This is a genomic window from Escherichia marmotae (assembly GCF_002900365.1).
Lineage (GTDB): Bacteria > Pseudomonadota > Gammaproteobacteria > Enterobacterales > Enterobacteriaceae > Escherichia > Escherichia marmotae.
On record NZ_CP025979.1, the window covers coordinates 4,021,630 to 4,034,816 of the forward strand.

The window sequence follows — 13,187 nt, forward strand, 5'->3', positions numbered from 1 at the left end:
CCGGTTAATGTCGCTGAGCAGGTAATCAGAGCACAACAATTACGCCAACTGCTTAGGTTGTATTGTTAAAGGTAAAGTGATGAGCAAAGGAACGACCAGCCAGGATGCCCCGTTCGGGACATTATTGGGCTACGCCCCCGGTGGTGTAGCAATCTACTCTTCAGATTACAGTTCTCTCGATCCGCAGGAATACGAAGATGACGCCGTATTCCGTAGCTATATCGACGATGAATATATGGGCCACAAATGGCAATGTGTTGAATTTGCTCGCCGTTTTCTCTTTTTGAATTACGGTGTGGTCTTCACCGATGTGGGCATGGCGTGGGAGATTTTCTCATTGCGCTTCCTGCGTGAAGTGGTTAACGACAACATCCTGCCATTGCAGGCATTTCCTAACGGCTCGCCGCGTGCACCGGTCGCAGGAGCGCTTCTTATTTGGGATAAGGGCGGTGAATTTAAAGACACCGGCCATGTCGCCATCATTACCCAATTACGCGGCAATAAAGTCCGTATTGCGGAACAGAACGTGATTCATTCTCCATTGCCGCAAGGGCAACAGTGGACGCGTGAGCTGGAAATGGTGGTCGAAAACGGCTGCTATACCCTGAAAGACACCTTCGATGACACCACCATCCTGGGCTGGATGATCCAGACAGAAGATACCGAACACAGTTTACCGCAGCCGGAAATTGCAGGTGATTTGTTGAAAATCAGCGGGGCGCGGCTGGAAAACAAAGGCCAGTTTGACGGCAAATGGCTGGATGAAAAAGATCCGCTACAAAACGCCTACGTGCAGGCGAACGGTCAAGTGATCAATCAGGATCCGTATCATTATTACACCATTACCGAGAGTGCCGAGCAGGAGCTGATTAAAGCCACCAACGAGCTGCACCTGATGTATCTCCACGCCACCGACAAGGTGCTGAAAGATGACAATCTGCTGGCGCTGTTCGACATTCCGAAAATCCTCTGGCCGCGTTTGCGTCTCTCCTGGCAGCGTCGCCGTCACCATATGATCACCGGTCGTATGGATTTCTGCATGGATGAGCGCGGCTTGAAAGTCTATGAATATAACGCCGATTCTGCCTCCTGTCATACTGAAGCGGGCTTGATCCTCGAACGTTGGGCGGAGCAAGGCTATAAAGGCAACGGCTTCAATCCGGCTGAAGGGCTGATTAACGAACTGGCTGGTGCCTGGAAACACAGTCGTGCACGTCCGTTTGTCCATATCATGCAGGACAAAGATATCGAGGAGAACTATCACGCGCAGTTTATGGAGCAGGCGCTGCAACAGGCGGGCTTTGAAACGCGTATCTTGCGCGGGTTAGACGAGCTGCGCTGGGATGCTGCCGGGCAACTGATTGATGGGGAAGGGAGACTGGTTAACTGCGTGTGGAAAACATGGGCATGGGAAACCGCGTTTGATCAGATTCGCGAAGTCAGCGACCGTGAGTTTGCTGCGGTGCCGATCCGTACCGGCCATCCGCAAAATGAAGTGCGCCTGATAGACGTTCTGCTGCGTCCGGAAGTACTGGTCTTTGAGCCGCTGTGGACGGTGATCCCTGGCAACAAAGCGATTCTGCCGATCCTCTGGTCGTTGTTCCCGCACCATCGCTACCTGCTGGATACCGATTTCACCGTTAATGATGAGCTGGTGAAAACCGGTTACGCCGTGAAGCCGATTGCCGGTCGCTGTGGCAGCAATATCGACCTCGTCAGCCATCATGAAGAGGTGTTGGACAAAACCAGCGGTAAATTTGCCGAGCAGAAAAACATTTACCAGCAGTTGTGGTGTCTGCCAAAAGTGGACGGTAAATACATTCAGGTATGTACCTTCACTGTTGGCGGTAACTACGGTGGGACTTGCTTGCGCGGAGATGAATCACTGGTCATCAAGAAAGAGAGTGATATTGAACCGTTAATTGTGGTGAAAGAGTAATAAACTTTGCCATAAACCGCACTGATTATGGAAATAACCAGTGCGGAAAATTGTTTGTGTAATAATCAAAACATTTATCGGGTGGATTTATTTAGATTAATAAATTCATAATATAAATATATTAGGGGTTGAAATTCTTTGTCATGAATTCTTTCCGTGATTTCTGAATGGTGACTTATTCCCTGATCCTAAAGAAATAACATTGTTTTTATCACTAAAAAGCGATATTTCACTTTGCCCATGCCATTAAAGTCACTGATAATGCGTTCGTTCGTAAATTCAAAATGGCGTAATCTAATATATGCTAAATTTATTTGTTGGCCTTGATGTATATACGGGGCTTTTGTTATTACTTGCTCTGGCGTTTGTGTTGTTCTATGAAGCAATTAATGGTTTTCATGACACAGCGAATGCGGTCGCAACCGTTATTTATACCCGTGCCATGCAGCCACAACTTGCTGTGGTGATGGCAGCATTTTTTAACTTTTTTGGTGTATTGCTTGGCGGACTTAGCGTCGCCTATGCCATCGTCCATATGTTGCCAACCGATTTGTTGCTGAATATGGGGTCAACTCATGGTCTGGCGATGGTCTTTTCCATGCTGCTGGCGGCGATTATCTGGAATCTGGGAACATGGTTCTTTGGTTTACCGGCCTCCAGTTCGCACACCTTGATTGGCGCTATTATCGGCATTGGTTTAACCAACGCGCTGTTAACCGGCTCATCGGTGATGGATGCGTTAAACCTGCGTGAAGTGACCAAGATTTTCTCCTCGCTGATTGTCTCCCCTATCGTCGGTCTTGTCATTGCGGGAGGGTTGATTTTCCTGCTGCGCCGTTTCTGGAGCGGAACGAAAAAGCGTGACCGTATTCACCGCATTCCTGAAGATCGCAAAAAGAAAAAAGGTAAACGTAAGCCGCCATTCTGGACGCGCATTGCACTGATTGTTTCCGCTGCGGGCGTAGCGTTTTCGCACGGCGCGAACGACGGACAGAAAGGGATCGGCCTGGTGATGCTGGTTCTGGTGGGGATTGCGCCCGCCGGGTTTGTCGTCAATATGAATGCTTCCGGCTATGAAATTACCCGTACTCGCGATGCAGTGACCAACTTCGAACACTATCTGCAACAGCATCCGGAACTGCCGCAGAAATTGATTGCGATGGAACCCCCGTTGCCTGCGGCATCAACTGAAGGCACGCAAGCGACGGAGTTCCACTGTCATCCAGCAAATACTTTTGATGCGATTGCTCGTGTCAAAACGATGCTGCCGGGCAATATGGAAAGCTACGAGCCGTTAAACGTAAGTCAACGCAGTCAGTTGCGGCGCATTATGCTTTGCATCTCTGATACTTCCGCGAAACTGGCGAAACTGCCAGGCGTTAGCAAAGAAGACCAGAACCTGCTGAAAAAACTGCGCAGCGATATGTTAAGCACTATTGAGTACGCTCCGGTGTGGATTATCATGGCGGTAGCACTGGCGCTCGGTATCGGCACCATGATTGGCTGGCGTCGTGTGGCGATGACCATCGGTGAGAAAATTGGTAAGCGTGGCATGACGTATGCGTAAGGCATGGCGGCGCAAATGACGGCGGCAGTGTCTATCGGTCTTGCCAGTTACATCGGTATGCCTGTTTCCACAACGCACGTACTCTCTTCTGCGGTGGCGGGGACGATGGTAGTGGATGGCGGTGGGTTACAGCGTAAAACGGTAACCAGTATCCTGATGGCATGGGTGTTTACCTTACCGGCGGCAATTTTTCTGTCTGGTAGTCTGTACTGGATAGCATTGCAGCTTATTTAACCTTCCTGATAATGCCCGCTCCCTGCGATCGGGCATTATCACTTCTGACTAGTGATAACCTCGTGCCGTCATAAAATCCCTAATCGCTTTTTCCGCATCAATCAGCACCTGCTCCAGCGGCTGATTGGCATCGATATCAACCAGTTGTGCACCGCCAAAGGTTAACTGCGGCGTTATGGCTATCTTCCTTTCCAGCGATTCCCTTTTGTGGTCGGGTTTACGCGCGCAGGCAACGTCCAGATCGACATTGAGTTTGATGACCAGATCAGGCTTATGGCTAGCCATCCAGTGAAACGCCTTACGTTCCTGACTTGCCAGCCATGAGACAAAACGACCGCCTTCAACGTTAGGCGGGAACACCGTACCATCGTAAGCGCCAGGAATTTGGTCTTGCGGATAACGGTCGGTTAAAACAATTAACCCGCGACGACGACAGGCAAGCATATGGCGAAAGCGTAGTAAGCGACGGGCGACAAATGCTGTAATTACCAGCGCCGGAACGGGACCCGGTAATTTTTTCGCCGTTTTCACTTTATTGCGTTCAATAGATTTATTAAGTGATTTCCCCATTAAGGGCAATTTGACTACTGCTCGCCCCACATTCCCTGCTTGTTTCCCGAGATGAACTCTTTCTGCGGCACCATATTTTTCGACAACGGTAATGAGATGTTCACACACCGTTGACTTGCCTGAACCATCACTGCCGATAACGGCAATTAACGGAGAGGTTATTGATTGCATGAATATATCCTTAAATTTAAATATCCACCCAAAATATTTATTTGGTTAATATGTTTTTATGAAAGCGTAATTCAGGGTAATACCACAATTAACCATTGTCACAATAAGGTTGAACGGATATTCTGAGCACGGACCACGTAATATTCAATACATTATTTGCTGCCGGGTTTTTCGTGAATCAACGTAATATGTCAATAATTAATTCCACGCCAGTGCGCGTTATTGCCATTGTGGGATGTGATGGTTCGGGTAAATCGACCCTCACGGCAAGCCTGGTGAATGAACTGGCAGCAAAAATGCCAACAGAACACATTTATCTCGGGCAATCGTCCGGGCGAATTGGTGAGTGGATTTCACAGCTCCCCATTATTGGTGCACCTTTTGGCCGTTATTTGCGAGGCAAAGCGGCACATGTGCATGAAAAGCCTTCAACGCCGCCCGGTAATATTACCGCGCTGGTTATTTATTTGCTTTCTTGCTGGCGGGCGTACAAGTTTCGCAAAATGTTGCGCAAAAGCCAGCAAGGCTATCTGCTCATTACAGATCGCTACCCGCAGGTTGAAGTGCCGGGTTTTCGCTTTGATGGCCCGCAACTGGCAAAAACTACTGGCGGTAACGGCTGGATAAAAATGTTAAGGCAGCGCGAACTGAAACTATACCAGTGGATGGCGTCTTATTTACCTGTGTTATTGATTCGTCTTGCTATTGATGAACAGACGGCGTTTTCGCGTAAGCCCGACCATCAACTGGCGGCGTTACAGGAAAAAATCGCCGTCACGCCACAACTGACGTTCAATGGCGCAAAGATCCTTGAACTGGATGGGCGGCAACCCGCCGATGAAGTCCTGCAAGTGTCACTACGCTCAATTCACGCCGCGCTTTCCTGATCACCAAAATGGATAAGGGATGATTTAACGAATGGATGCACTACACACGCAAACTGCTAATAGTACAACTGCGCCGCAGCCCAACTACATTCCAGGGCTGATTGCGGTGGTCGGGTGTGATGGCACGGGGAAATCCACGCTGACCACCGATCTGGTGAAATCACTGCAACAGCACTGGCAAACCGAGCGCCGCTATCTGGGGCTGCTCTCGGGCGAAGACGGCGACAAAATTAAACGCTTACCGTTTGTTGGTGTCTGGCTGGAGCGGAGACTGGCGGCAAAATCCTCCAAAACCCAAAGTATGAAAACCCAATCTCCGGCGCTTTGGGCGGCGGCGATTATGTACGGCTTTTCGCTGCGAAGAATGGCAAATCTGCGCAAAGTTCAGCGACTGGCGCAAAGTGGTGTTCTGGTGGTCAGCGATCGCTTTCCGCAGGCTGAAATTTCCGGTTTCTATTATGACGGTCCTGGGATTGGCGTCGAACGTGCGGCCGGGAAAATCAACATGTTCCTGGCGCAGCGTGAGCGGCAGTTATACCAACAAATGGCGCAATATCGCCCGGAATTAATCATTCGTCTGGGTATTGATATTGATACTGCTATCTCCCGCAAGCCTGACCATGACTATGCCGAGTTGCAGGACAAAATCGGTGTCATGTCGAAGATTGGCTATAACGGCACAAAAATTCTTGAGATTGATTCCAGAGCGCCCTACAGCGAAGTGCTGGAACAGGCACAGAAAGCGGTTTCTCTGGTTGCCATCGTTTCTGACCGCCGACGTTTAACTTAAGGCTGGCGGGCTGTTTTTCATTTTCAACGATAAGGTCTGGCTGAATTGGCGGGTTTTAACATCAAACATTGGTTTGCAGATGGCGCATTTCGCACCATTATTCGCAATAGCGCCTGGTTAGGCTCCAGCAATGTCGTGAGCGCTTTGCTGGGTTTACTGGCGCTTTCATGCGCAGGGAAAGGGATGACGCCAGCCATGTTTGGCGTACTGGTGATTGTGCAATCGTATGCCAAGTCGATCAGTGATTTTATTAAGTTTCAGACATGGCAGTTGGTAGTGCAGTATGGCACGCCAGCCTTAACCAATAATAATCCCCAACAATTTCGCAATGTTGTCTCTTTTTCCTTTTCGCTGGATATCGTCAGTGGTGCGGTGGCGATTGTCGGCGGCATTGCCTTGCTGCCATTTCTTTCTCACTCGTTAGGTCTGGATGAGCAAAGTTTTTGGCTGGCGGCGCTCTATTGCACGCTTATCCCCTCAATGGCTTCCTCCACGCCGACCGGCATTTTGCGCGCAGTGGATCGCTTCGACTTAATTGCGGTGCAGCAGGCGACGAAACCTTTTCTGCGTGCGGCGGGAAGCGTCATTGCCTGGTATTTTGACTTTGGTTTTGCGGGCTTCGTGATCGCCTGGTACGCCTCGAATCTGGTTGGTGGCACGATGTACTGGTGGTTTGCTGCGCGTGAACTGCGTCGTAGAAATATCCATAACGCCTTCAAATTAAATCTGTTTGAGTCTGCCAGACACATTAAAGGCGCGTGGAGTTTTGTCTGGTCAACCAACATTGCTCACTCCATCTGGTCGGCGCGTAACTCGTGCAGCACGGTGCTGGTGGGGATCGTGTTAGGGCCAGCGGCCGCCGGATTATTTAAAATCGCTATGACATTCTTTGACGCTGCCGGAACGCCCGCCAGTTTGCTGGGTAAGAGCTTTTACCCTGAAGTGATGCGTTTAGATCCTCGAACCACCAGACCGTGGTTGTTAGGCGTGAAGTCCGGCTTGCTGGCGGGCGGGATCGGCATTCTGGTTGCGCTTGCGGTGTTGATCGTTGGTAAGCCACTTATTTCGCTGGTGTTTGGCGTTAAATATCTCGAAGCATATGACCTGATTCAGGTCATGTTGGGCGCGATTGTTATTTCGATGCTGGGTTTCCCGCAGGAATCATTGCTGCTGATGGCGGGGAAACAACGCGCTTTTCTCGTGGCGCAAACCATCGTCTTCAATCGGCTACATCGTGTTGCTGTTCATGTCCTGCCATCTGTTTGGTGTGCTGGGGGCGGCGTTTGCCTATTTCGGCGGTCAATGTCTGGATGTGGCGCTCTCATTAATTCCGACCTTAAAGGCGTTTTTTCAGCGCCATTCATTGCGTTATAACGCAGCCGGAGAGAAATCCTGATGATGAGAAAATATTTCCCGCTTGAGGCGAGCGAGCGTTTATTTATTGCGGTTGAGGAAGATGATGTTATTGATGAGTGGGTCAGTTTACCATCGACAATTGCTTTGCGTTGTACTGCTGAAATCATTCAGGATAACTATGCGTTATGTCTGCAATTCTGGCTGAATGGTGTTAATCGTCAGGAGTTACTGCATTTAATCCGCAAACAGTCCAAAGGTGAGGAGCTTACGTCTGACGAGCGCAAACAGTTTAAATACATGCGGGCGCGCTACAAGCATTTACGTTTTGCCCAACGGTTGTATTTAAAAAAACACCGGGCGGGATTCTTATTCGGCAAAACGACGGTTTTTCTTGGGCGTTTTCAGGACGGTTTTCGTAACGGTAAGAAAAATATCGTGTCGTATTACGGAAACTTGTTACGTATTTATTTAAGCCCTCTTGTATGGTGGCTGGTGAGTTATTTATTACGCCATAGCCAGTTAGAAAGCGTGAACGGCTTTATCGCTTATCGCCAGAAGCAAATGCACATTCTGAAGGAGATTGTTGCCAAACCACAGCTTACAGGCAGGGAATTTCATGATGTGCGAAAAATCATCAGCCAGCAGGTTTCTTATTACGACACGTTAAGATCGCTTGATCCTGAAAATAAAGAGGCGTTGCAGATTTCCCGCTTTCTCGCAGCCATTAATGGCCTGATGGGAGATAAGCACGACGACATGGTGGCGGACGATATGGAAAATCGCCAGTCGTATGATGCACCAGTGGCACTCGATAGCGATATTCGCCAGCGTTTAGAACTGCTGATTTCGCGTTTTCCGCTATAACCGGGGTAATGATGTTATCTCGTTTGATTGTCGCACTGATTATCATGCTCTTATTACCTGGTGCGCAGGCACACAATTTCGTCACAGGAAAACCGGTTCCCCCTGTTTATATCCAGGAAGGCGGTGAGTTGCTGCTTAATAACGAAGAGATTCACTACCAAAAGTGGAATAGCACGCAACTGGCGGGAAAAGTTCGTATTATCCAGTATATTGCCGGGCGAAAGTCGGCAAAGAAAAAGAACTCATTGCTAATCAAAGCAGTAGAAATAGCAAATTTTCCTCAGGATCGTTTTCAGCCCACCACCATAGTGAACACCGATGATGCCATCTTTGGCACCGGTTATTTCGTGGCAGGTAAAATTGAAAAAAATAAACGCCGCTATCCGTGGGCGCAATTTGTTATTGACGCCAATGGTCTGGGACGTCTTGCCTGGCAACTGCCGGAGCAGAGTTCAACCATTCTGGTGCTGAATAAATACGGGCAAATCCAGTGGGCAAAGGACGGTAGCCTGGTGCCGGAAGAAGTAGATCATGTTATTGCGTTGGCACATAAGCTGATCAATGAATAAAAAATTCAAAGGATTGAGGGCGTTAGTGAGATGAAGTTGGTTGAGCACTACATCATGCGTGGTACGCGCCGTCTGGTGCTGATTATCATCGGTTTTCTGATCTTTATTTTTGCCAGCTACTCCGCACAGCGTTATCTGACCGAAGCGGCAAATGGAACCTTAGCGCTTGATGTTGTACTGGATATCGTTTTCTACAAGGTGCTGATTGCACTGGAGATGTTATTACCGGTTGGCCTGTATGTGTCGGTTGGCGTGACGCTTGGGCAGATGTATACCGATTCAGAAATTACCGCTATCTCTGCGGCGGGAGGCAGCCCGGCGCGTTTGTACAAAGCCGTTCTTTACCTGGCGATACCGCTAAGTATTTTTGTCACTCTGTTGTCGATGTATGGCAGGCCGTGGGCTTATGCGCAGATTTATCAACTGGAGCAACAGTCGCAGTCGGAGCTGGATGTTCGCCAGTTGCGGGCAAAGAAATTTAACACTAACGATAACGGACGAATGATCCTCTCGCAGACGGTTGATCAAGATAATAACCGCCTGACCGATGCGCTGATTTATACTTCTACCGCCAATCGAACACGTATTTTCCGCGCCCGTTCGGTCGATGTGGTCGACCCATCACCCGAGAAACCTACCGTTATGTTGCATAACGGAACTGCCTATCTTCTCGATCATCAGGGCCGTGACGACAACGAACAGCTTTACCGTAATCTGCAATTACATCTGAATCCGCTGGATCAAAGCCCTAACGTCAAACGCAAAGCGAAATCGGTCACGGAACTGGCACACTCTGTCTTTCCTGCCGATCATGCCGAGCTGCAATGGCGACAAAGCCGTGGCCTGACGGCGTTGTTGATGGCACTGCTGGCTATTTCTTTAAGCCGGGTAAAACCGCGGCAGGGGCGATTTTCTACGTTACTGCCACTGACATTACTGTTTATTGCCATTTTTTATGGCGGCGACGTCTGCCGCACCCTGGTGGCTAACGGCGCGATTCCCCTCATTCCTGGTTTGTGGTTAGTGCCCGGACTCATGCTAATAGGTCTGTTGATGCTGGTTGCTCGCGACTTCTCTTTGCTGCAGAAATTTTCCCGATGAATGTTTTCAGTCGCTATTTAATCCGCCATATCTTCCTCGGTTTTGCTGCCGCGGCCGGGCTACTGTTGCCGCTTTTTACCACCTTCAACCTGATTAACGAACTGGATGATGTCAGCCCTGGTGGTTATCGCTGGACTCAGGCGGTGCTGGTGGTACTGATGACCTTACCGCGCACACTGGTCGAGCTTGCACCATTTATCGCGTTATTGGGTGGGATTGTCGGCCTGGGACAACTATCGAAAAACAGCGAACTTACTGCCATTCGTAGCACGGGTTTTTCTATTTTCCGTATTGCACTGGTGGCGCTGGTCGCCGGAATACTGTGGACTGTTTCGTTAGGCGCGATTGATGAGTGGGTTGCGTCGCCATTGCAGCAACAGGCACTGCAAATCAAATCTACCGCGGTAGCGTTGGGAGATGAGGATGATATTACCGGCAATATGCTGTGGGCCAGGCGCGGCAATGAATTTGTGACGGTGAAATCGCTGAACGAACTGGGTCAGCCTGTGGGCGTAGAGATATTTCATTACCGCGACGATCTCTCGCTCGAATCCTACATTTACGCACGCAGTGCCACCATTGAAAACGACAAAACGTGGATCCTGCACGGCGTGAATCACAAAAAATGGCTTAACGGTAAAGAAACGCAGGAAGCATTAGCCAATCTTGCCTGGCAATCGGCATTCACCAGTATGAATCTCGAAGAGTTATCGATGCCGGGGAATACTTTTTCTGTCCGTCAGCTCAACCATTACATCCATTATTTGCAGGAAACCGGACAACCGGGCAGCGAATACCGCCTTGCACTGTGGGAAAAGCTGAGGCAACCCATCTTAACTCTGGCGATGATTTTACTGGCTGTGCCCTTTACCTTTAGCACTCCGCGCTCGCCGGGGATGGGCAGCCGTCTTGCTGTAGGCGTCATCGTTGGCTTGCTTACCTAGATCAGCTATCAAATCATGGTCAATCTGGGATTGCTATTTGCGTTGAGCGCGCCCGTTACCGCGCTCGGTTTACCGGTAGCGTTTGTGTTGGTCGCGTTGATTCTGGTGTATTGGTATGACAGGCAACATTAATCCAGCCGTGGCGTAACACCACGGCGGGCCAATATTACGACTTCAGGGTAGCAAATGCCTGAATGATGGTATCGATTTGCTCGCGGCTGTGAGCGGCGTTAACGCTACAGCGCAGCAGCGTAATACCCGCAGGTGCGGCAGGCGGCAGGATAAGATTCACATAAACGCCCAGCGAGATAAGCTCGCGCCAGATACGTAACCCTTCCTCTTTCGAACCGATTATCACCGGCACTACCGGGCTGATATGCGAGCTTAACTCATAACCCAACTTTTGTAGCCCGTCATACAGATGGTTGGCGTTATCCATCAGCTTTTGCCGCAGCTCTGGTTGTGTGGCAATGGTTTTTAACGACGAGCGCACGGTCGCAATGCAGGAAGGGGAAGGCGAGGCGGTAAAAATATACGGGCGGCTGCCGTAGCGCAGCACTTCCATCGCTTCCGAACCCACGGCAAAACCGCCAATGGAGGCCAGGCTTTTACTGAAGGTGCCGACGATAATATCCACATCGTCTTCAACGCCAACGGCTTCAACCAGTCCGCGGCCCGTTGCGCCTAATACGCCAAACGAATGCGCTTCATCGACAATCAAATAACCACCGAGGCGACGTTTGATATCAACGATTTCTGCCAGCGGTGCCACATCACCGAGCATACTGTAGATGCCCTCAACGATGATAATCGCCTCTTTTGCCCGTTCACCGAGGCGAACCATGCGACGCTCCAGATCGTTGGCGTCGTTATGGCGGAAACGAATAATTTCCGCACCGCCGAGAGAACAGGCGTCATAAATACTGGCGTGGCTGTCGGCATCGAGCAATACCACGGCGTTATGGTCGGCAAGTGCGCTGATGACACCTAAATTCGCGGTATAACCGGTTGAAAAAACGATAGCGGTAGGGCGATTGAAGAACTCTGCAATTTCTTTCTCTAATGCCAGATGCGGCGCATAACTGCCATTAGCCATACGAGAACCGGTGGTGCCGGTGCCTTGGGTCGCTAACGCCGCCTGACCTTCCGCAATGGCATCATGATTGAAGGTTAATCCGAGATAATTATTGGTCCCGGCCAGAATCACTTTTTTATTGCCGATACGGCCTTCGGTGGCGGAATACACTTCATCAATACAGGTGCCAAACGGCGTTAAACCGTTATCACTAAATTGCAGCCGCTCACCAGCAAGGCGCGCATATTTATCATAAAGCCCCATTATTTATTCTCCAGCCATGGAAGTAGAGTTTCCATTAATTGCGCAGGGGTTTTGACATCCAGCAGAATATTAATAGGAATGGAAATATCGAATCTGTCTTCCAGCATCATTAAGAGATCCATCACTTTGATCGACTCCAGGCCGAGATCGTTGACGAGATCGCTGTCGGGCTTAATTTCCACACCGTTTTCGACCAACTCCTGTAAACAGGAAAGGATGTAATCCATTACTATTTCACGATTTACCATAGAAACGTTAACACACCTTTAAACAAGACAATCAAAATAGCCCGTTGCGTAATGCGTGTTCCAGGCTAACCCCGGGAAACCAATTAATATCTTCAGAAATACATTTATTACTTGCCGACCAGTCGGCATGGGTTAATTCACGGATTTTCGAGCGGGTCAGCATGGGTTCTTTATCTGCGAGGCGACTCAACGCGGTACTGATATCCGCAAGGCAGGTGAGTAACGGCAGAGGAATACCGACCATCCGCACAGAACCACAACGGGCTACAGCGGCAAGCTGTTGGACACGTCGCCAGTCATAACCTCCGGCGATGCCATCGCATAATTCATACGTTTGCGTCTGTACGGAATCGGCGCTTAACCACTGACCCACAGCCTGGGCGAAATCGGTGACGTGCAGAAAAGAGAGCTGCGTATCTGGTGCGCCAGTACGTGGCAGAAGTCCGCGCAGCATCCAGTCAAACAGCGGTTTTAGCTCTTTATCGCCGGGGCCATACACTGCAGTTGGACGAAAAACGCCCAGCGTGATTTCGCCAGCCATTGCTGTAATGCCGATCAGTTAAGGATCAGTTGACCGATCCAGTGGCTGTGTAAGAATCCGGAAACGC

Annotated in this window: 9 protein-coding genes and 4 pseudogenes; 9 read left to right on the plus strand and 4 right to left on the minus strand. The window is 49.8% G+C overall.

Annotated features, from left to right (window positions below):
- The first annotated feature begins 79 nt into the window (after window positions 1–79).
- On the plus strand, window positions 80–1,939 hold the full coding sequence (gss, locus tag C1192_RS20565; RefSeq protein WP_001517098.1) for a bifunctional glutathionylspermidine amidase/synthase: 1,860 nt from the start codon (window positions 80–82) through the stop codon (window positions 1,937–1,939).
- Window positions 1,940–2,240: 301 nt separating this feature from the next.
- Window positions 2,241–3,740: pseudogene (gene pitB / locus C1192_RS20575) on the plus strand (inorganic phosphate transporter PitB).
- Window positions 3,741–3,788: 48 nt separating this feature from the next.
- On the opposite strand, the gene C1192_RS20585 reads toward pitB, so the two are convergent.
- Window positions 3,789–4,481, minus strand: a complete 693-nt coding sequence (locus C1192_RS20585; protein WP_001517097.1) for a dTMP kinase — start codon at window positions 4,479–4,481, stop codon at window positions 3,789–3,791.
- Between the two features lie 173 nt (window positions 4,482–4,654).
- On the opposite strand from C1192_RS20585, the gene C1192_RS20590 reads away from it, so the two are divergent.
- From C1192_RS20590 to lptG, 7 genes and pseudogenes are all read left to right on the plus strand, one after another.
- Entirely contained in the window at window positions 4,655–5,368 is a 714-nt protein-coding gene (locus C1192_RS20590; protein WP_072274938.1) for a dTMP kinase, read from the plus strand.
- Window positions 5,369–5,399: 31 nt separating this feature from the next.
- On the plus strand, window positions 5,400–6,158 hold the full coding sequence (locus C1192_RS20595) for a nucleoside/nucleotide kinase family protein (protein WP_000339328.1): 759 nt from the start codon (window positions 5,400–5,402) through the stop codon (window positions 6,156–6,158).
- 45 nt (window positions 6,159–6,203) lie between these two features.
- Window positions 6,204–7,554: pseudogene (locus tag C1192_RS20600) on the plus strand (lipopolysaccharide biosynthesis protein).
- Window positions 7,554–8,378, plus strand: coding sequence for a hypothetical protein (locus C1192_RS20605; RefSeq protein WP_038354416.1), 825 nt, complete (start codon window positions 7,554–7,556; stop codon window positions 8,376–8,378). Before C1192_RS20600 ends, C1192_RS20605 begins: the two are co-directional and overlap by 1 nt.
- Before the next feature lie 11 nt (window positions 8,379–8,389).
- The gene (locus tag C1192_RS20610; RefSeq protein WP_000952663.1) at window positions 8,390–8,947 is read left to right on the plus strand and encodes a YtfJ family protein; all 558 of its coding nucleotides are present in this window, start codon (window positions 8,390–8,392) and stop codon (window positions 8,945–8,947) included.
- A 30-nt stretch (window positions 8,948–8,977) separates the two neighbouring features.
- Window positions 8,978–10,048 carry an LPS export ABC transporter permease LptF gene (gene lptF / locus C1192_RS20615; RefSeq protein ID WP_000779618.1) on the plus strand — a complete coding sequence of 357 codons (1,071 nt, stop codon included), beginning with the start codon at window positions 8,978–8,980 and terminating at the stop codon, window positions 10,046–10,048.
- A pseudogene (gene lptG, locus C1192_RS20620) lies at window positions 10,045–11,124 on the plus strand (LPS export ABC transporter permease LptG). The gene lptF and the pseudogene lptG overlap by 4 nt, the downstream one beginning before the upstream one ends.
- 34 nt (window positions 11,125–11,158) lie before the next feature.
- Here the strand turns inward: lptG and spt are convergent.
- From spt to C1192_RS20635, 3 genes and pseudogenes are all read right to left on the minus strand, one after another.
- Window positions 11,159–12,331: a serine palmitoyltransferase gene (spt, locus tag C1192_RS20625; RefSeq protein ID WP_000524948.1), complete on the minus strand. Its 1,173-nt coding sequence runs from the start codon at window positions 12,329–12,331 to the stop codon at window positions 11,159–11,161.
- Window positions 12,331–12,579 (minus strand): acyl carrier protein, encoded by a 249-nt coding sequence (locus C1192_RS20630; protein ID WP_000248105.1) that lies wholly within the window; start codon window positions 12,577–12,579, stop codon window positions 12,331–12,333. The genes spt and C1192_RS20630 overlap by 1 nt, the downstream gene beginning before the upstream one ends.
- A 31-nt stretch (window positions 12,580–12,610) precedes the next feature.
- Window positions 12,611–13,129 (minus strand): annotated as a pseudogene (locus C1192_RS20635) (Rossmann-fold NAD(P)-binding domain-containing protein); the annotation flags it as partial.
- Window positions 13,130–13,187 lie beyond the last annotated feature (58 nt).

Excerpts from the sequence above, each read along its gene's own strand:
- C1192_RS20630 (WP_000248105.1), bottom strand. The coding sequence starts at position 12,579 with ATGGTAAATCGTGAAATAGTAATGGATTACATCCTTTCCTGTTTACAG.
- C1192_RS20595 (WP_000339328.1), top strand. The coding sequence starts at position 5,400 with ATGGATGCACTACACACGCAAACTGCTAATAGTACAACTGCGCCGCAG.
- C1192_RS20585 (WP_001517097.1), bottom strand. The coding sequence starts at position 4,481 with ATGCAATCAATAACCTCTCCGTTAATTGCCGTTATCGGCAGTGATGGT.
- C1192_RS20610 (WP_000952663.1), top strand. The coding sequence starts at position 8,390 with ATGTTATCTCGTTTGATTGTCGCACTGATTATCATGCTCTTATTACCT.
- gss (WP_001517098.1), top strand. The coding sequence starts at position 80 with ATGAGCAAAGGAACGACCAGCCAGGATGCCCCGTTCGGGACATTATTG.
- spt (WP_000524948.1), bottom strand. The coding sequence starts at position 12,331 with ATGGGGCTTTATGATAAATATGCGCGCCTTGCTGGTGAGCGGCTGCAA.
- lptF (WP_000779618.1), top strand. The coding sequence starts at position 8,978 with ATGAAGTTGGTTGAGCACTACATCATGCGTGGTACGCGCCGTCTGGTG.
- C1192_RS20605 (WP_038354416.1), top strand. The coding sequence starts at position 7,554 with ATGATGAGAAAATATTTCCCGCTTGAGGCGAGCGAGCGTTTATTTATT.